We start from the raw sequence: 19,219 nt of genomic DNA, 5'->3' as shown, positions 1-19,219 counted from the left end.
ATTTGTAAATTGATTTTGAATATTTTTTAATTATGAAAACTGGTAAAGTAAAGTTTTACAACGAAACCAAAGGTTATGGTTTCATTGTAGCCGATGACCAATCGGGCGAAATTTTTGTACATGCAACAGGTCTGAATGAAAAGATCAGCCAGGATGATCGGGTTCAGTATGAAGTTGAATCCAATCGTCGGGGACCTCAGGCAGTGAATGTAAAAAAAATCTCCTGATATAACTGAATTACTGTTTGTTGCTCTCTTAAGCCGCTTATTTAAAAGCGGCTTTTTTTATTCCTTTAGCATGCTGTTTGATGTAAATCACAAAGATTTATGATATTTGGGATTAATAAATTATTAAGCCATGAAAGAACAATTCAAAACTATTGATAAAGAAAACATAAGAAATCTGCACTTCCCAAAAACCGATGTACTTTCCGATGATATTCAGCGGAAGTTGCGCAATTTGGAATTACAGAAAGCTCTTACTCTTGGTAACTCTGATAAGGTAAAATTCAACATTTACTTTGAAGACGAATCAAATAAGCTAAAAGTGTATACAACCATCTGGGGGCTTACAGATGATCAGGTTATCCTTAAAACAGGTGTTACACTTCCCGTCAGACGAATTTATTATCTTGAGTAATCCGGAAGATTTATTCTAAACCGGTTTTTTTGATCTCCCTTTTATAAGGCTGTTGGTCTATTTTCGCTTCAAATATTATTATATGACAGCCCCGGGAGACAAGAAGCTGTTTTTGCTCGATGCTTATGCCTTAATCTTCAGATCCTATTTTGCTTTTGCCAGGAATCCCCGCGTAACCAGTACAGGGATGGACACATCGGCCATCTTTGGCTTTACCACTACCCTGCTTGATTTGATTCAATCAGAAAAGCCCTCTCACCTGGCTGTAGTATTTGATACCGATGCGCCTACCCAGAGACACATCGACTTCGCTGATTACAAGGCTCACAGAGACGAAACGCCTGAAGCCATTAAAATCGCTGTACCTTACATAAAAAGAATTCTTCAGGCCATGCACATACCTGTACTGGGAGTAGATGGCTATGAGGCAGATGATGTAATCGGCACTCTGGCACAGAAAGCTGCAAATGAGAGCTACACAGTGTATATGGTCACTCCTGACAAGGATTTCGGGCAGTTGGTCACTGAAAAAATATTTATATATAAGCCGGGCCGAATGGGCAATCCAAATGAAGTATGGGGCGTGAAGGAAGTGTGTGAAAAATTTGATATAGACCGCGTAGAGCAGGTCATCGATATGCTTGGCATGATGGGTGACACTGTTGACAATATACCCGGAATACCAGGCGTAGGAGAAAAAACTGCAGCCAAGCTGCTCAAGGAGTTTGGAACACTGGAAAATGTGCTCGAAAATGCTCACTCCATCAAAGGAAAACTCGGTGAAAAAATCACAGCTGCAAAAGAACAGGCGTTGATGAGCAAGCGCCTGGCAACCATCATGACGGATGCACCGGTAGAGTTTGACGAAAGGCGCTTTCAGCTCGACCCCCCCGATTTGCCTGCTGTGGAAGAAGTTTTTAGAGAGCTGGAATTCCGAACATTAGCACGCAGATTCAAAGAGCTGTACGGCTTACCGACAGAAGACAATTCGAAGGAGAGCCCCTCCCCTTCTCCCTCAGGAGAGCCAGTGCAACTCAATCTTTTTGAGCAACTTGATTCGCAGGAATCCCATTCTTCAGGTAGAAAAACCATTCGCGACACAGATCATCTCTACACTCTCATTTCAGACATTCAGGGATTTAAACAGCTTATTAAAGTACTCGAAAACCACAGCGAAATCTGCATTGACACAGAAACAACATCACTCGATGTACTCGATGCCCGGCTCATTGGCATAGCTGTCAGCTACAGAAGTAATACAGGTTACTACGTTCAACTCCCTGAAAATGAAGATGAATTAAAAGACTGGTTGGTCTTGTTTGAGCCACTTTTTGCCGATGAATCGAAATTATGGATTGCTCAGAACTGGAAATACGACTACGCTGTATTGAAAAAATACGGAATTCGCCTACCGGCCAGGGTTTTTGACACCATGCTGGCACACTACGTCATCAATCCCGACACCCGGCACAACATGGATATATTAGCTGAAAATTACCTGAATTATAGCCCCATATCCATCGAGACACTCATTGGAAAGAAAGGCGCCGGTCAAGGAAATATGAAAGATGTGGATGTAAAGCTGGTGGCTGAATATTCAGCCGAAGATGCCGACATTACCTTTCAGCTGGCTCAGGTTTTTAAGCCAATGCTCGCTGAGCGAGGTGGTGAAAAAGTATTCTACGATGTAGAAATTCCATTAGTGCCCGTACTGGCAGATATGGAGCTGGCAGGAGTAAAAATTGATACTACCAACTTAAAACAACAAAGTCAGGAAATTGATGTCGAAATCCAACGAATAGAAAACGAAATAACTTCTCTGGCCGGTGAAAAATTCAACATTGCCTCTCCTAAACAACTGGGAGAAATTCTTTTTGAAAAACTCAAAGTCGGAGGCTCAAAGCCCAAAAAGACCAAAACCGGACAATATGCCACGGGTGAAGATGTACTCCAGACCTTAGAAAAAGAACATCCGATCATTCCGCTCATCCTGGAATACAGACAGCTCACCAAGCTTAAAAACACGTACATCGACACCCTCCCGCAGATGATTCATCCGAAAACCGGCCGCATACATACCAGCTTCAATCAGGCTGTGGCAGCTACCGGACGCCTGAGCAGCAACAATCCCAACCTTCAGAACATTCCCATCCGCACCGAGCGCGGACGTAAAATCAGAGAAGCCTTCGTGGCGGACGAGGGTTATAAAATACTCTCAGCCGACTACTCTCAGATCGAACTGCGCATCATAGCTGCCATCAGTGGCGATGAAGCTATGATTCAGGCCTTTAAAAACGGAGAAGACATCCATGCAGCCACGGCTGCCAAAGTTTTTGGCGTACCTCGCGAAAAAGTAACCAAAGAAATGCGCTCCAATGCAAAAACGGTTAACTTCGGCATTATTTATGGCGTTAGTGCTTTTGGACTCAGTCAACAAAGTACCCTTACAAGACAAGAAGCTGCTGCAGTGATAGAAGCGTATTTTAAAACGTACCCCGGTATTAAAAATTACATGGACAATCAGGTGAAAAAAGCCCGTGAAACCGGCTATGTGGAAACCATACTGGGCAGACGTCGATATCTGCCCGATATCGAAAGCCGCAATCAAGTAGTGCGCGGTCAGGCAGAACGCATTGCCATCAATGCACCCATTCAAGGCAGTGCTGCCGACATCATCAAGCTGGCCATGATCGACATCCATCGGTTTTTAACCGAAAACTCCTGTAAAACCCGCATGCTGCTGCAAGTACATGACGAGCTTGTTTTCGAGATTCATCAGGATGAACTTCATCTTAAAGACGAAATCAAGCGAAGGATGGAAAACGCATGGCACTTTGCAGTGCCCCTTGTGGCCGATACGGGTATAGGGGATAACTGGCTTCAGGCACATTAATCACACCATATGAAAATCAAACAATTTTTTCTGTCTGTATTGCTTTCCAGCGGTGCAGTCTTTTCCTATGCCCAGAGGGCTACTCGAGTTACAGTCTCCGGATTTGTATCCGAGAGGCGATCGGCCGAACGGCTGGTAGGAGTAAATGTGTACATCCCGAATCTGAAAGTGGGTACAATTACCAACAACTACGGGTACTACTCACTGAGCATTCCGCGCGGCAGGCATACCATCGTCTTCTCCATGCTGGGTTTTACATCCAGGCAATACGAAATTGACCTCAGGCGTGATACGGTAATCAATGTGGAACTGCAGGAAGAGATTGCCGAACTGGAAGAAGTTGTCATCATAGCCGAGAAAAAACAGGCTGAAAATGTTCAAATGAGCTCCATCGACCTACCAATGAAAACGGTAAAGAAAATTCCTATGCTCTTCGGCGAAACGGATCTGCTCCGGGCGATTCAGTATTTACCCGGTGTGCAGAGTGGCAATGAGGGATTTACCGGCATCTATGTACGCGGTGGAAGTCCTGACCAGAACCTCATATTGCTCGACGGCGTGCCTGTGTACAACGTCTCGCATCTGTTCGGTTTTTTTTCTGTGTTTAACAGTGATGCCATCAAAAGCGTACAGCTCTACAAAGGCGGCTTTCCGGCTCGGTTTGCCGGTCGCCTGAGCTCAGTGATTGACATTACCATGAAAGAGGGAAACATGCGGAAATTCGGTGCCGAAGGCTCCATTGGTTTGATTTCTTCACGCCTTACAGTCGAAGGTCCCATTCTCAAGGACAAGGCCTCTTTCATCTTCAGCGGTCGCCGTACTTATCTCGACATGCTGACCCGACCTTTGATTGGCTCAGGAAATGACGACGCTACAGGTGGATACTATTTTGGTGATTTTAATGGAAAAATCAATTATATCCTGAATCCCAAAAATCGCCTGTATCTCAGTTACTACGGTGGTATAGACAAGTTTTTCTTCCGAGACAGGACAAATTTTGGTACACATACCGAAACCGTAGAAGGAGGCCTGCAGTGGGGCAACAATACGGGTTCATTGCGCTGGAATCACCTGTTTAACAACAAAATGTTTGTAAATACTACATTGAATTATACCCGTTATAGATTTACCACTTACTTCTCTCAAACGCATAGCACAGATCCATCAAAGAACGTCTTAGCCCGATTTTTTTCGTACATCCAGGATTTTTCTCTTCGCTCCGATTGGGAATATGCCTTAAACCCGAATCACTACCTGCGCTTCGGTGTGAGCAGCATCCTGCACGACTTCAGACCTGGAGCCTTACAGGTAAGAGATAATCAGGCAAACATCGATAGCTTGGTGGACTTTTCGAAACGCATCCAATCGGTAGAAAATGGTTTATATATAGAAGACGAAATGTCTGTCGGAAATCGCACAAAACTCAACCTCGGACTGCACTATGCTCAGAATTTTGTAAAAGGAGTCACCTATCAGGGGCTTCAGCCGCGTCTGAGCGGGCGATATATGCTCACCGACAAGACTTCGATTAAGGCCTCTTATGTAATGATGCAGCAGTTCATACACCTGCTAAGTAACACCGGTATCGGCCTGCCTACTGATCTGTGGGTGCCTGCTACTGACAAGGTAAAACCACAACTTGCTCACCAGGTCGCTATCGGTGCCACCTACAGTATGAACACTACATATGAATTTTCTGCTGAAGCCTACTACAAGCATATGAGCAATTTGATCGAGTACAAGAACGGCGCCAGCTACTACTCCACCGTCGATTGGCAATCACAGGTCCATACCGGTGGTCGCGGCTGGAGCTACGGACTCGAACTCTTTGCCGAAAAAAAACTCGGCAATACCACCGGATGGATCGGCTACACACTGAGCTGGAGCTGGAGGCAATTCAAGGAGCTGAACAACGGCCTCCCCTACCCTTTTCGCTTCGATCGAAGGCATGATGTATCGATTGTTCTGAATCACAAATTCAGCGAACGCTTCGACATCGGCTTCACATGGGTGTATGGCACCGGAATCGCCACCAACATCCCGATGGGGCAGTTTGCTACCTTGCCTATAGACTTCTGGAGTGGATACAGTCCAGTTTTTATCAATCCCGACCAGCTGACCAGCGTTACCTACTTCGGCCCGCGAAACAGCTTCCGTATGCCGGCATATCACCGGGCCGACATTGGTTTGAATTTTCATAAAAAACTGGATTTCGGCATCGAGCGCACATGGAACATCAGCCTCTACAACCTTTACAGCCGTAGAAATCCCTTTTTTATCTACATCGATTACTTCAACAACAACGATCCCGACAAGGGCGCTTATAAACTGGTCAGCCTCTTCCCCATTATTCCCTCTGTGAGTTATTACCTGAAATTTTAATCCCGTATGAAAAAGATTTTAACCTTTCTGATCGCAATCCTGGCAATAACCGGTTGCGAAACCATTATCGACCTCGATATCGATTTCGACGATACCCGGATGGCTGTCAATGCAGTATTCCGCGACCAGCGTTCACCCGGCGACAGTACCATTATTGTGTGGGTAAGCGATGTACTGCACCCTTTGTCTAAAAGAAGAGTTAATACTTATCTCACTCAGGGCACCAATGTGGCTCTCTTCGAAAACGGCCAGTTTGTCGAGAATCTGCAAAAAATAGAGCAGATCCGTATCGAATATGATTGGATGACCGGTCGGCTTGATACTTTGGTTTCTGGATATTTCAAGTCCATCGTCCCTCTTACTCCCGGCAAGACCTACAAAATAGTCGCCAGTCACCCCGGTAAAAAGGATGTATCGCATACCTATACCCATGTGCCGAGAGTAATTCCCACATCGGTTAAGCTAACCAATCCGAACACCGGAGAAGTGACAATTACTTTTGACAATCCTGAGGGCATTCAGACCTATCTGATCTCCACCACTGCCACCAGTATGAATCCAAATACCTGGGAATGGGTGGAGTTTACCTGTCTTGACCCAAATTTTCAGGCCTACAATCTATCAGGATTTGATCCGCTTGAGCCCGATTCTTCAGCCTTCTATACCAGGTTTGGTTTTTATGTAGATAATTCTTCTAAACCAACTCCCAATCAAACCATTAAAATCAACATCCGAAACTTTAACCCATCCCTACTTCAGAAGATCAGAATCGAATTCGGCGTGGTATCCGAAAGTTTTCCAAGGTATGTGGCTTCCTATTTTGCGTACTACTATTCCGAAGACTCCTTCTTCTCCACGCCTGAGCCTATTTTTGGCAACTCCTCTAACGGAATAGGAGTGTCCATAGGACTCAATACCGGCAAATATCCCATTCAACCTTGAAAATGAACAGTATAGAAGAAATTTACAGTGCATACCTTCAATGCGACAGTGTGAGTTTCGACAGTCGTAAACTCTCAGGTAAATCCCTCTTTGTAGCCCTAAAAGGCTCCAAAACGGATGGTAATCTGTTTGTAAAACAAGCCCTCGACAGCGGAGCACTCTTCGCCATTGCCGACGATCCTTCCCTGCAAGGCATAGAGCGCGTATTTGTAGTAGCTGATGCCCTTGCCACCCTGCAGGACCTTGCGCGCCATCACCGCCGTCAGCTCTCCATCCCGGTCATAGGCCTTACCGGCAGCAATGGCAAGACTACCTCGAAGGAACTCTTCCGGTCTGTTTTTGCCACACGCTTCTCAACCTATGCTACTCGAGGCAACTACAACAACCATATTGGCGTGCCAGTATCGGTGCTCGAAATCAGGCCTGATCACCAAATCGCTGTAATTGAAATGGGTGCCAATCACCAAAGGGAAATCGAATTTCTCTGCACCATCTCCATGCCTGACTATGTGTACATCACTAACTATGGACTTGCCCACCTCGAAGGCTTCGGCGGTGTGGAGGGCATCATAAAGGGCAAGAGCGAAATCTACGACTATGCCCGTCAGCACGGTAAAACTGCCCTTGTAAACATTGACGATGCCAAGCAAGTCGAAAAATCGGCTGGCATTAGTCGGATTATCACTTTTGGCACCAGCGATATGGCAGATTATCAAATCACTCTCAACGCCACCAAACCATTTGTGTCTGTAAAATTCCGCGACCACATCATCGAAAGCCGTCTGAGCGGCCGATACAACTTCAGCAACATCGCAGCTGCCATAGCTCTCGGGGCACACTTTGGACTATCGATTGATGAAATCGCTAAAGGCATTGCCGCATACACGCCCGACAACAACCGTTCTCAACTTGTAGATACCGGCAAGGCCCGCATCATCTGCGATGCCTACAACGCCAACCCCAGCAGTATGGAAGGTGCTGTAAGCAATCTGGCAGAATTTGACGGAGTGCGAGTGGCCATTCTCGGCGATATGTATGAGCTGGGCGACTATACCGACGAAGCTCACCAATACATCGCTGAGCTATGTGAAAAGCTCGCAATAGACGAAGTGTATCTAATCGGAGAAAATTTCGGTAGGACAAAATCAAACAAATGGAAAAAATTGCCCAACACTGAAGAAGCCATAGAGTTTTTTAAATCCTATGACCCTACCAATAAGACTATTTTAGTAAAAGCTTCGCGCTCAATGGCCTTAGAGCAATTGTATCCCGTTTTAGGAATTTTAGCATAAACTGGTATTCAAGCCTAAAACAAGAGCCGGAAATTTTACGTATTGATTTTCGGCTTTTTTATTATACAACTTCAAGTCGATCAAGTAAGCTCTGAAAAGTTAATACCAGATTTCTTAGCTGTACTTTTGTGCGTTTATTTCTATGAACATTCAAATAGAACTCGACGGCCGTCGCCTTGACCTGGCCAGGATGCACGAAATCAGCCTGCCAATAGATTTTTCGATGACAAAAGAAAGAGCCTGGTACATTGGTCCGCCCCGTCGCGAACCGGTGCGGCTCGGCGATTGGGTGGGTTCTACCCGCGAAGGCGGCAGCGTCAACTTTTACAATCTCTTCATCAACCCACACGCACACGGCACCCATATCGAAACGGCTAGTCACATTAACCACACTTATTCCATTTCGCCGGTTGTAAATCCATTGTTTTTAAAAGCCTATTTATTTACGGCAGCTGCCGACAATTCTGGTGCTCTTGACCTTCTCACGCTCTGGCCTGCTCTGCCTTACGACGTTCAAGCCATTGTCATCCGCACGTTGCCAAACTCGCCTGATAAGGTCCACACCTGCTATTCCAACACCAATCCTTCCTTCCTCACAGCTGATGATGCCAAGCGATTGGCTAATAGCGGAATTTTCATTCTGCTTATCGACCTCCCTTCCGTAGACCCGGAGCGTGACAATGGCGCCCTAGCCGCCCACCACAGCTTCTGGGAGCATCAATTGCCCCACAGCCCTAAACCCGCCCTCATTGGTGAATTTCTCTACATACCCGACGCTCTGCCCGACGGGCCATACGCCCTGCACATTCAGCACCCGGCTATGTACACCGATGCTGTGCCCGCGCGTGTATTTCTTATTCCCTACATATAAATTGTTGACTGAAAAATGGTTTTACACAACGTTGTTAAAAAGAAAAAACAAGATATACACATTCATACCCTGCCCATCGGGCTGACAATTGTGCATCGATATACGAAGTCGCCGATCGCTCATTGCGGACTGCTCATTAAGGCAGGTACACGCGATGAACTGCCTCACGAAGGCGGCCTCGCGCACTTTACTGAGCACATGCTCTTCAAAGGTACCACCCGTCACACCGCCCGCTACATCCTCTCAAGGCTCGACGATCGCGGGGGTGAGCTCAATGCTTATACCTCCCGCGAAAGCACCATCCTGCACGCCACATGCTTCCGTCAGCACGCCCGTGAAGCCATCGAACTGCTCTTTGAAATCACCTTTCACTCCACCTTCCCTGATCGAGAAATCCGCAAGGAAGCTGAAGTCATCTGCGAAGAAATACATTCTTATAAAGACTCACCTTCTGATGCCTTGCTCGACGAGTTTGACGAGCTGATCACCGGCGGTCATCCCATCGGTCGTAACATACTAGGTACCGTCGAAAGTGTAAGCTCCTTTCAGCGCGAACACTTTATCCGCTTTACCACTGAGCTTTACCACCCTGAGCGCATCATCCTCTTCTTCAGCGGTCAGGTAAAGCCTGAAACCACCGCACTTTGGGCTGAAAATGCCACAGCAGGCTATCAACCCTTAGGGCGAGCCCGCCAACGAAGCGAAGCCCCTACTTTTCACCATTTCAACATCGTGCGCCAGCACCACAATCACCAATGCAATGCAGCTCTGGGTATACTCACACCAGGTGTACATCACCCCGACTACCCCACCCTCGCACTGCTCAACCATATGCTCGGCGGCCCTGGCTTAAACAACATCCTGACACTTAACATCCGTGAAAAATACGGTCTGACCTACGAACTCGAATCCTTCTTCAATGCGTACTCCGATTGCGGCTTCCTGGGTATTTACTTTGGCACCGATAAGGACTCACTGAAAAAAGTACTCAAACTCATCCACCTTGAACTGCGCAAGCTCATCGACATGCCCCTCACCGAACGACGGCTCATGAAAGCCAAAGTCCAGTTTATGGGACATTACCTCATACAACAAGAACACGCCCTCAATCAAATCATAAATGCGGCCCGCTCCTGGGAGCTCTTCGAAAAGATCGAAGACACCACCCACATCTGGGAGAAAATCAGCGAAATTACCTCCCAGCGCATCCAGCAGGCAGCACACACGTACCTGAATCCCGACGCACTTTCGACCCTTATCTTTGAATCGGCATGAATCCCAACCTTAATCCCGATAAAAACCGTCTTGCTCCCGAGGAAGTCGAAATCGAACGCAGACTGCGTCCGGCTACTTTCGATGACTTTGCCGGGCAGGAGGCCGTAGTCGAAAACCTCAAAGTCTTCGTAGCAGCCGCCAATCAGCGCGGTGAAGCCCTAGACCACGTACTTCTCCACGGCCCTCCGGGCTTAGGAAAAACAACCCTGGCCAATATTATTGCCAACGAACTGAAAGTCAACATCAAAATCACCTCTGGCCCCGTACTCGACAAGCCCGGCGACCTCGCCGGACTGCTTACCGGCCTCGAAGAACGCGATGTACTCTTCATTGACGAGATCCACCGCCTCTCACCCGTGGTCGAAGAATACCTCTATTCGGCTATGGAAGACTTCAAAATCGACATCATGATCGACTCAGGCCCTGCAGCCCGAAGCATACAGATTCAGATTCACCCCTTCACCCTCATCGGAGCCACCACCCGTAGCGGCCTGCTTACCAGCCCACTCCGCGCCCGCTTCGGCATCAATGCACGCCTTCAGTACTACACCACTGAACTGCTCTCCACCATCGTCATTCGAAGCGCACACATCCTTGGCGTCCCCATTCATCCCGATGCCGCCTTGGAAATAGCCCGTCGCGCACGCGGCACACCCCGCATCGCCAATGCCCTCTTGCGTCGCGTGCGCGACTTCGCCCAAATCAAAGGCGACGGCACCATCACCCTCGACATTACCCGCTTTGCCCTCACCGCACTCCAGGTCGACGAGCACGGCCTCGACGAAATGGACAACCGAATCCTCTCCGCCATCATCGATAAGTTCGGCGGTGGCCCCGTCGGCATTAATACCCTCGCCACCGCCGTAGGCGAGCAGGCCGGCACCATAGAAGAAGTCTATGAACCCTACCTCATCCAGGAAGGATTCATCGCACGCACCAGCCGCGGCCGCATCGCTATGGATAAGGCTTATCGACACCTCGGCAAAAAACCACCAGGAACCAGCCTTCCCCTCCTCTTCGACATTCAGGACTGAACCCTACATCCAGTCAATCCTTTATCATTCTTTCTGTTTTTTTGGGCGTGCCCCCTGACAAGGCGCCACAGGCGCCTTCGTCAGGGGTCGGGCTATCCGCTCATATTCGCCTTGCAGCCGGGCGAGGCACATCGGGCTGCGGTGGCTTCGCCTGTCGCCTCCTCGCCCTGTGTGCCTCAGGCCCGTCTGCTGCGGCTCATATCCGCTTCTATCCCTCACGCACTACACCTCCGTACACCTACTCCCACTGTTACCCCATTCGCCTGTACGATCACCTCTCTGGTTTCAGAAAGCCCTCCCACAGCATCTTATCCTAGCTCACCTGCACAGCCCTTAGGTACCTTTACCGTCACCAGCTACCACCATATCTGTACATTTGCATATTACCAATTTTTGTCCGAAAATCACGCACAATCTTCTTTTAAATCATCAGTAATTTTGTGTAAAACAACTGAGTATGCAACTCGTACTCAACTCTCACGGCCTCACCCTCCGCAAGGAAAACAACGCCTTCCTGATCTCCACCCTCGAGGGCCAGCAGCGAATCCCCGCTGAGCAGGTCCGTAGCATCCTCGTACATCCATCAGCAGCCGTCACCTCCGATGCCATCATGCTCGCTATTCAGCACAGCATCGATGTCATTTTTATCGACAGTCGAGGTAAACCCCACGGACGCGTATGGTCCGTACAGTTCGGCTCCATTTCCACCATCCGGCAGAAGCAGGTCGAATTTCTCTATTCATCCGAGGCCGTAGGATTTATCAAAAATCTCCTTACCGAAAAGCTCGATAACCAGATCACCCTGCTGCTCGCCTTCAAACCCGATGATCGCTCACCCGACGACCACCGGATCCAATCTGTCATCAATAGCCTCGAAGACTACAAATCCAAAATACAAGCCACACAAGCTACACATATTTCTGACATCGCTCCTACACTCCGAGGCTGGGAAGGGGTAGCCTCTCGGCGCTACTTCGAGGCAGTATCCCTGCTTCTGCCCTCACAGTGGCGATTCAACCAGCGCTCACAGCACCCGGCATTCGACCCATTCAACTGCGCCCTTAATTACGGCTACGGCATTCTCTACAGCCGTGTCGAAGGCGCATTGATCAAAGCCGGAATCGACCCCTACATGGGTATTTACCACCGCGACGACTACAACCGACCAGCTCTCGTCTTCGACATTATCGAAAAATATCGCTACTGGATCGATTATGTCGTAGTTTCCCTCTTTCGAGCCAATGCCTTCTTTGACGAATGCTTTCGCATAGAAAATCAACGCGAGTACCTCCTCGACGGCATAGGCAAGCGCATCCTCATCCAAAGCGTAAACGACTACCTCGCCGAAGTCGTCACCCAGGGACAGCTCGAGCGCTCTCGCGCCACTCACCTCGAAAACTATGCCCACTCCCTCGCTCAGAAATTTCTAAAATTCACATCATCATGATGTACGGCCGATCTGTTATGGCTTCCGATGAGCCACTGGAAAAAATTACCATTCACCAGCTTTTACACACCATCCGTCAGCCCGAACCATCTCTTGCCAGCCTCATTGCTCACCTTAGGCGAATTCGCACCCTCGACCCCAGAATTTACGCCGAAAAAAAACGCCAGCTCCCTTATTTCACTACCTCCATCTTCAATCCTCCCTTCCGCCGTAAAGAAAATTTCGTTCATACACAATTCATTATTATCGACTTCGATCACGTAAGCCAGGAACCCGATCAACTGCAAGATCTGAAAAACAAATTCTTCGCGCATCCCGCCGTCAAAGCCATCTTCACTTCGCCCGGAGCCGATGGCCTCAAGCTCCTTTTCGAGCTGAAAGAACCCCTCTCCGATGCCCCTCTTTACTCCGCATTTTACAAAGTTTTCGCCACACGCCTGGCCACCGAACTAAATGCTACTCAATGGCTCGACCGCGCCACCCACGACATCTCCCGAGCCACCTTCATCAGCCACGATCCCGACCTGCTCTCCCGCACCGAAAACGAAAAAATCGACGTCTTCTCCATACTCCCGCCAGACGATCTCTTCGCCATACGCCAGGAAGTTCAGCAGGCTGAATCGGTACTTAATAGCTCCCCCGCACCACCAAAGCAAAAAACTGAGGATCTCAACCCCGAAATTTTAAACATAATAAAATCCAAACTCAACCCCAAAGCTCGCCCGCTTCGCGAAAAAAAATACTATGTACCCCCTGAAGTCGATCAGCTCAAAGAGGAAATTATCCAATACTTCGCCCAGAGTCACATCGAAGTTGTTGACATACAGCCCATCAATTTCGGTCGTAAATTCCAGCTTAAAGCCGGCAACCTGCGTGCTGAAATCAACCTCTTCTATGGTAAAAAAGGCTATTCCGTAGTACCCACCCCCAAGACCGGTACTCATCCTCAGCTCAATGACCTGTGTCGTCAACTCCTTGAGCAGTTTCTCACTACCTCCTTATCAGACTTACCCAATCCACCCGATCAGTCAGCCTAATCTTCCTATTCATGTCCAAGCCCAGAAACCGTCCATATCCTCTTAAAGAAAAACTCCATAAAATCTATCAAAAAAACCTTCGTGCGCACACCTTAAACCCACCCGAACCACCCGACCCACTCCAGCCTATGGACGAACGCCTCCGTCAGATCCTGAAAATATTCAACCATCAACTAAAATCCACCGAAATGATTTACCTGATTATGTACGACATCGAAAACGATAAAATCCGTACCCAAATTGCCAAATACCTCATTCGCCAGGGATGCATCCGCATACAAAAGTCCGTATTCATAGCTCGATCTGACCACCCTAAATTTCAAGACATCTATACTACCCTTCAGGAAGTAAACTCCTACTACGAAAATCAGGATTCCATACTCCTCGTCCCGGTCAATACTTCCGATATACGTTCCATGAAAATCATTGGTCGCGAAATCACTCTCACTTCCATCATCTCCCCACCTAATACACTCTTCTTCTGACCTTAGCCCGACGATGCATCACTCACACCTTTGCCCCAACCTTCCCGGTTCCTTTCACGCCTTACATCCTCCACCCCGGTTTACACACCTTTCCGCCTGAAATGAATTGCTGATTTTTCTTTTTCTCCCTTACAGCATTTACCACCCTCGTCCACACCATCCTGCAGTACATAGACATCAGACAGGTTTTATCTACCACTTCCACCATTACTATAGCTCGCCACCAGATTACATCGCCCGGTAGCACATCACCATTTGTTACTTTATGCGGTCGGTACCTGAGTCTTTCATACCCTTCAACCCCAAAAAAATGCAATAACCTTCGTGCACCAGTCATTCACACCCATCCCACCTATATGGATGTATTCTGTACGGCATCTGATTCCGTAGAAAATATCAGAAATTTCACCCAAACAACCTTTTAAAGTATCTGGTTTTTATTATTTTCCCATCGGTAATCACAAATTATTCCAAGACCAATGGACAAAGAATTTTATGCCCATATTCAGACCTTAATCCAGTCCGGCAATCTCCCCGAAGCAAAGCTGCAGGCCGAAGAAGCACATCAGAAAAACCCTTCAAATCTCTACTGCCGCAGGTCGCTCGCACTATCATACATCGCATCAATCGATCACACCACCCACCCGCCTTCACTCACCAACCTTCTCCAGGTAGCACAGCAGTATCTCAACCTCGACCTACCTGCATCCGATTATCTACATTCAAAACTGGTTTGGGTACTAGCGCGACATATATTCAAAATTACCACCTATCCCGGCTTTACCTACCAAAGCCTCGATCAGCTATTCGAAGTCATAAAAAAAATACCCTATCCCCGACCCTCTCAGGCCCACTCTTATCTTTTAGCTGCTTTGCTCACCCATACCCGCTCCTACCCTCATGCCTACGAAATCCTCGAATGGTGGAACCTCAAAAACCTGCGTACCGAAGACTATCAGCCTTATCAAAACCCGGCCACGGCCGGTGAACCACCTAAATCCGGGCAGAAAATCACACTTGCCGAACGCACCTGGCTTGCTTACACCCGCCTTACTATTCAACGGCTAGCCACCACACCACCCGAGCATCCTGAGCACCCACGCCTCGTCTACAAGGCCACTCACCTGCTCTCTCGCCTTGCCCTGATCAATCAGCACAATCCCGACTTCCATTTCCTCATACTCTATCGCATCAAGCTCGCCCAGACCCTGCGCCAGCCCATAGATGCACGGCCCGAATTCATAAACTACGCCCGTACACGACCTAAGGAATTCTGGATCTACACCACACTGGCCGATACCACCGGCGATCCCGAGCAGCAGAAGGCACTCCTCGCTATGGCCATAAACCTTGCACCTAAACCCGAATACTCCATTCGTGCCCGAAAAAAAATCATCCCCCTCTTCCTCGCCAATCGATTCTATCAGCTCGCCAGCTCTCAGATTAACGTACTGATTACCATCTATAGCCAGCACAAAGATCAGAACTGGCGCCTGCCTGCTGAGCTGCGTGAGTACATCCTCTCAGAATGGTACGATCACACCGTCGAAATTCCTGACGATCAATGGATCCCGGACTTCATCCACAGCGCAGCCGAAATCATCTACCACGATTACCTACCGCTCAAAATAGCTATCGGCCTGCCGGTAGGAAATAAAATTTACGAGTACTACGCCGACAATACCCATCACGGCAAGGCCAGAATTACCAATTTTACAAAAAACACACAGATCGAAGCAGGGTACTATCAGGCACTTTTGTATACAAGCGATGTGCAAAGTCACCTGGTACTCACCCAGGCAATTCAACCCCCTGAAACCGATCCACCCCTTAAAACCATTGAAGGACCCGTAAAAATATCCCCCGACGGCAAATTTGCCCTCATAAAGCAGAAGTATTACATACCTCCCCAGCTTATTCAAAAACACAAGCTCACCAACGACCAATACATCAAAGCCCTTGTAATGCGATCATGGGACAAGAAAAAAGAAAAACCAGGCTGGAAATGCATAAAAATTTTCAACTGATATTGCATATAACAAAACTTTTTAATACAATTGCAAATCCTAAAACAGTAGTTTTATAAATGAGAAACATGTGCCCAAATAGCGTTTTAAACCATACTAAGTGCCTGAATAATAATCATTTACAAATTTACCTCCCGCCATGTATCTTCCACTAAAACAAGGATTAAGACTTCATGTTTTTTAGATTTTATGCTACAAATGTATAGTGCCCGCCATGTATCTTCCACTAAAACAAGGATTAAGACCATACCGCGGGGATCTGACCCCACGCGACAGTAATTGCCCGCCATGTATCTTCCACTAAAACAAGGATTAAGACATTAGTCTTACATGTACGTTGCTTTCAGACACATGTCTCCCGCCATGTATCTTCCACTAAAACAAGGATTAAGACCATCGATAAATTCGATGTAGTGTTGCCTTCTATTTTCCCGCCATGTATCTTCCACTAAAACAAGGATTAAGACCGGCGGCTTTTTCGTTTAACAGATCGAAAAGATCATACCCGCCATGTATCTTCCACTAAAACAAGGATTAAGACTCATTACATTCCAACGGCCTCATGGCTAACACGAAGCCCCGCCATGTATCTTCCACTAAAACAAGGATTAAGACTTTCTTACAACCGTGTACTCCTTAAAATAATTCTTACCCGCCATGTATCTTCCACTAAAACAAGGATTAAGACTTCTTTTTTCCCATTTACTAAGTTTTTCCCAAAATGCCCGCCATGTATCTTCCACTAAAACAAGGATTAAGACTTATCCCGGTTGATTCGTCCACGAGGACGTAACCACCCCGCCATGTATCTTCCACTAAAACAAGGATTAAGACTTTATTAAACGTAGATACACAATTTTCTAACTGCACCACCCGCCATGTATCTTCCACTAAAACAAGGATTAAGACTGCTTTTGATTTCGAAGCTCCACTCGAAAAACAAAGAGCCCGCCATGTATCTTCCACTAAAACAAGGATTAAGACTTTTAAGTGATGTACTTCTATACAAGTAGCGGAAAAATTCCCGCCATGTATCTTCCACTAAAACAAGGATTAAGACCACGCCACAAACGTGGCTGTGCCACATCTCCCAGCCCCCGCCATGTATCTTCCACTAAAACAAGGATTAAGACTCTGGTTTTACTTCTATTGGAAATAGCTCTTCAACCGCCCGCCATGTATCTTCCACTAAAACAAGGATTAAGACCCCACCAAATTTTATAGAATCTTTTTATACCCGGTTCCCCGCCATGTATCTTCCACTAAAACAAGGATTAAGACCAGGACTCCATACGGCTATGTAGCCGTTGGTGGTACGTCCCGCCATGTATCTTCCACTAAAACAAGGATTAAGACGTTATTCCCACCACAGTTTTGAAAATTTCTTTACTCCCCCCGCCATGTATCTTCCACTAAAACAAGGATTAAGACAACACATCGACCATAGGCTTCGCCTTATCGATCTCGTCCCCGCCATGTATCTTCCACTAAAACAAGGATTAAGACGTTTATTTTATATGTTTAATGCTCTTAATTATTGGAACCCGCCATGTATCTTCCACTAAAACAAGGATTAAGACATAGAATCCCTCTCGGGTTTCTATGAGGATTTTTTTGTCCCCGCCATGTATCTTCCACTAAAACAAGGATTAAGACACTTCAACGAATTGAGGTACGTCAAAAACAATGTAATCCCGCCATGTATCTTCCACTAAAACAAGGATTAAGACCATATGGTCAGGGGGATGTCTGAGTCCTTTACTTTAACACCCGCCATGTATCTTCCACTAAAACAAGGATTAAGACCACAAATGCTTTGAAATAATCACAAATGCTTTGAAAAACCCGCCATGTATCTTCCACTAAAACAAGGATTAAGACTTCAACTGATTATCCTTAACTAACTGATCTTTATAAGCCCCGCCATGTATCTTCCACTAAAACAAGGATTAAGACGGGTGTGGCGTTAAATTAACAATTTTACTCATATTTTCCCGCCATGTATCTTCCACTAAAACAAGGATTAAGACTTTCCAAAGCCAAAGACCTGTATTCAGTCTTACTATATTCCCGCCATGTATCTTCCACTAAAACAAGGATTAAGACTAATCTTTTCCACCACCAGTAGGGCTCGTAATTAGAACCCGCCATGTATCTTCCACTAAAACAAGGATTAAGACAATTTCTAAGTTGCATGCTTAAGAGATTTAGCAATCAGCCCGCCATGTATCTTCCACTAAAACAAGGATTAAGACGCATGTTGATGTTTTCTTCCACTTGCTGCCCCATCATCCCCCCATGTATCTTCCACTAAAACAAGGATTAAGACGGATGTGGTGTTAAATTAACAATTTTCATATCTCTCTTCCCGCCATGTATCTTCCACTAAAACAAGGATTAAGACAATTAGACTACAAATTCTTGCGCAGGTCATTTATCTCCCCGCCATGTATCTTCCACTAAAACAAGGATTAAGACGCATAATACATGCCGTTGGTCTTTTTTATCTTATAACCACCCGCCATGTATCTTCCACTAAAACAAGGATTAAGACCTCGTTTAGGCTCATCGAGAGAAAGCTTTGCAGCCGACCCGCCATGTATCTTCCACTAAAACAAGGATTAAGACTCTCCGAGATAGTCTTTTCGATTATTCGTGGAGACTCCCGCCATGTATCTTTCCATGAATGCCTGCCAACGCAGTGAGCAGTTGCATGAATGGATGCAGACACTCTGTCGTCTGCACCACTAAAACAAGGATTAAGACCCTTCCTGCAAAAACTGGAGGAAGAATACATCCACCTCCCGCCATGTATCTTCCACTAAAACAAGGATTAAGACCCTTCCTGCAAAAACTGGAGGAAGAATACATCCACCTCCCGCCATGTATCTTCCA

The 19,219-nt window shown here is 46.9% G+C and carries 16 protein-coding genes and 1 CRISPR repeat array; of the genes, 15 read left to right on the top strand and 1 reads right to left on the bottom strand.

What is annotated here, in order from left to right; all coding sequences use genetic code 11:
* Positions 1-32: 32 nt before the first annotated feature.
* The 13 genes from ACK4EX_RS11145 (at position 33) to cas2 (ending at position 14,297) form a co-directional block, all read left to right on the top strand.
* The gene (locus ACK4EX_RS11145) at positions 33-227 is read left to right on the top strand and encodes a cold-shock protein (RefSeq protein ID WP_409772804.1); all 195 of its coding nucleotides are present in this window, start codon (positions 33-35) and stop codon (positions 225-227) included.
* A 130-nt stretch (positions 228-357) separates the two neighbouring features.
* Entirely contained in the window at positions 358-639 is a 282-nt protein-coding gene (locus ACK4EX_RS11140) for a hypothetical protein (protein WP_409772802.1), read from the top strand.
* 82 nt (positions 640-721) lie between these two features.
* Positions 722-3,532 carry a DNA polymerase I gene (gene polA, locus ACK4EX_RS11135; protein ID WP_409772799.1) on the top strand — a complete coding sequence of 937 codons (2,811 nt, stop codon included), beginning with the start codon at positions 722-724 and terminating at the stop codon, positions 3,530-3,532.
* Positions 3,533-3,541: 9 nt separating this feature from the next.
* Positions 3,542-5,914: a TonB-dependent receptor gene (locus ACK4EX_RS11130; RefSeq protein WP_409772796.1), complete on the top strand. Its 2,373-nt coding sequence runs from the start codon at positions 3,542-3,544 to the stop codon at positions 5,912-5,914.
* A gap of 6 nt (positions 5,915-5,920) precedes the next feature.
* A complete protein-coding gene (locus ACK4EX_RS11125; RefSeq protein WP_409772794.1) occupies positions 5,921-6,856 on the top strand; it encodes a DUF4249 family protein in 936 nt (311 codons plus the stop codon).
* Between the two features lie 2 nt (positions 6,857-6,858).
* A complete protein-coding gene (murF, locus tag ACK4EX_RS11120; RefSeq protein ID WP_409772792.1) occupies positions 6,859-8,148 on the top strand; it encodes a UDP-N-acetylmuramoyl-tripeptide--D-alanyl-D-alanine ligase in 1,290 nt (429 codons plus the stop codon).
* 142 nt (positions 8,149-8,290) lie between these two features.
* A complete protein-coding gene (locus tag ACK4EX_RS11115; protein WP_409772790.1) occupies positions 8,291-9,019 on the top strand; it encodes a cyclase family protein in 729 nt (242 codons plus the stop codon).
* 15 nt (positions 9,020-9,034) lie between these two features.
* Positions 9,035-10,294 carry a M16 family metallopeptidase gene (locus ACK4EX_RS11110; RefSeq protein ID WP_409772788.1) on the top strand — a complete coding sequence of 420 codons (1,260 nt, stop codon included), beginning with the start codon at positions 9,035-9,037 and terminating at the stop codon, positions 10,292-10,294.
* Positions 10,291-11,328, top strand: a complete 1,038-nt coding sequence (gene ruvB / locus ACK4EX_RS11105; protein ID WP_409772785.1) for a Holliday junction branch migration DNA helicase RuvB — start codon at positions 10,291-10,293, stop codon at positions 11,326-11,328. Before ACK4EX_RS11110 ends, ruvB begins: the two co-directional genes overlap by 4 nt.
* A 41-nt stretch (positions 11,329-11,369) precedes the next feature.
* The gene (locus tag ACK4EX_RS11100) at positions 11,370-11,645 is read left to right on the top strand and encodes a hypothetical protein (protein WP_409772783.1); all 276 of its coding nucleotides are present in this window, start codon (positions 11,370-11,372) and stop codon (positions 11,643-11,645) included.
* A 140-nt stretch (positions 11,646-11,785) separates the two neighbouring features.
* A complete protein-coding gene (gene cas1, locus ACK4EX_RS11095) occupies positions 11,786-12,775 on the top strand; it encodes a CRISPR-associated endonuclease Cas1 (RefSeq protein WP_409772781.1) in 990 nt (329 codons plus the stop codon).
* Positions 12,772-13,812 carry a CRISPR-associated primase-polymerase type B gene (locus ACK4EX_RS11090; RefSeq protein ID WP_409772778.1) on the top strand — a complete coding sequence of 347 codons (1,041 nt, stop codon included), beginning with the start codon at positions 12,772-12,774 and terminating at the stop codon, positions 13,810-13,812. Before cas1 ends, ACK4EX_RS11090 begins: the two co-directional genes overlap by 4 nt.
* 11 nt (positions 13,813-13,823) lie before the next feature.
* The gene (gene cas2 / locus ACK4EX_RS11085) at positions 13,824-14,297 is read left to right on the top strand and encodes a CRISPR-associated endonuclease Cas2 (protein WP_409772776.1); all 474 of its coding nucleotides are present in this window, start codon (positions 13,824-13,826) and stop codon (positions 14,295-14,297) included.
* A gap of 61 nt (positions 14,298-14,358) precedes the next feature.
* Here the strand turns inward: cas2 and ACK4EX_RS11080 are convergent, their stop codons facing one another.
* Positions 14,359-14,634, bottom strand: coding sequence for a hypothetical protein (locus ACK4EX_RS11080; protein ID WP_409772775.1), 276 nt, complete (start codon positions 14,632-14,634; stop codon positions 14,359-14,361).
* Positions 14,635-14,776: 142 nt separating this feature from the next.
* Here ACK4EX_RS11080 and ACK4EX_RS11075 point away from each other — a divergent pair, with 142 nt between their 5' ends.
* Both ACK4EX_RS11075 and ACK4EX_RS11070 read left to right on the top strand, forming a co-directional pair.
* The gene (locus tag ACK4EX_RS11075; protein WP_409772773.1) at positions 14,777-16,324 is read left to right on the top strand and encodes a DUF7017 domain-containing protein; all 1,548 of its coding nucleotides are present in this window, start codon (positions 14,777-14,779) and stop codon (positions 16,322-16,324) included.
* A gap of 133 nt (positions 16,325-16,457) precedes the next feature.
* Positions 16,458-18,952: a CRISPR direct-repeat array (repeat unit 37 nt; unit sequence CCCGCCATGTATCTTCCACTAAAACAAGGATTAAGAC).
* 58 nt (positions 18,953-19,010) lie between these two features.
* A partial coding sequence (locus tag ACK4EX_RS11070) for a hypothetical protein (RefSeq protein WP_409772770.1) occupies positions 19,011-19,219 on the top strand: 209 nt, incomplete at its 3' end.

It is taken from the genome of Thermaurantimonas sp., from assembly GCF_046299575.1.
In the GTDB taxonomy this organism is placed as follows: domain Bacteria; phylum Bacteroidota; class Bacteroidia; order Flavobacteriales; family Schleiferiaceae; genus Thermaurantimonas.
Note: the sequence above shows the minus strand (reverse complement) of the source record. Positions and strands in the feature narration are given on the sequence as shown.

Bases quoted from the DNA above. Each gene is read 5' to 3' on its own strand.
- ACK4EX_RS11115 (WP_409772790.1), top strand. From the start codon at position 8,291: ATGAACATTCAAATAGAACTCGACGGCCGTCGCCTTGACCTGGCCAGG.
- polA (WP_409772799.1), top strand. From the start codon at position 722: ATGACAGCCCCGGGAGACAAGAAGCTGTTTTTGCTCGATGCTTATGCC.
- ACK4EX_RS11145 (WP_409772804.1), top strand. From the start codon at position 33: ATGAAAACTGGTAAAGTAAAGTTTTACAACGAAACCAAAGGTTATGGT.
- ACK4EX_RS11125 (WP_409772794.1), top strand. From the start codon at position 5,921: ATGAAAAAGATTTTAACCTTTCTGATCGCAATCCTGGCAATAACCGGT.
- cas1 (WP_409772781.1), top strand. From the start codon at position 11,786: ATGCAACTCGTACTCAACTCTCACGGCCTCACCCTCCGCAAGGAAAAC.
- ACK4EX_RS11075 (WP_409772773.1), top strand. From the start codon at position 14,777: ATGGACAAAGAATTTTATGCCCATATTCAGACCTTAATCCAGTCCGGC.
- ACK4EX_RS11090 (WP_409772778.1), top strand. From the start codon at position 12,772: ATGATGTACGGCCGATCTGTTATGGCTTCCGATGAGCCACTGGAAAAA.
- ruvB (WP_409772785.1), top strand. From the start codon at position 10,291: ATGAATCCCAACCTTAATCCCGATAAAAACCGTCTTGCTCCCGAGGAA.
- ACK4EX_RS11110 (WP_409772788.1), top strand. From the start codon at position 9,035: ATGGTTTTACACAACGTTGTTAAAAAGAAAAAACAAGATATACACATT.
- ACK4EX_RS11140 (WP_409772802.1), top strand. From the start codon at position 358: ATGAAAGAACAATTCAAAACTATTGATAAAGAAAACATAAGAAATCTG.
- ACK4EX_RS11130 (WP_409772796.1), top strand. From the start codon at position 3,542: ATGAAAATCAAACAATTTTTTCTGTCTGTATTGCTTTCCAGCGGTGCA.
- ACK4EX_RS11080 (WP_409772775.1), bottom strand. From the start codon at position 14,634: ATGACTGGTGCACGAAGGTTATTGCATTTTTTTGGGGTTGAAGGGTAT.
- cas2 (WP_409772776.1), top strand. From the start codon at position 13,824: ATGTCCAAGCCCAGAAACCGTCCATATCCTCTTAAAGAAAAACTCCAT.
- murF (WP_409772792.1), top strand. From the start codon at position 6,859: ATGAACAGTATAGAAGAAATTTACAGTGCATACCTTCAATGCGACAGT.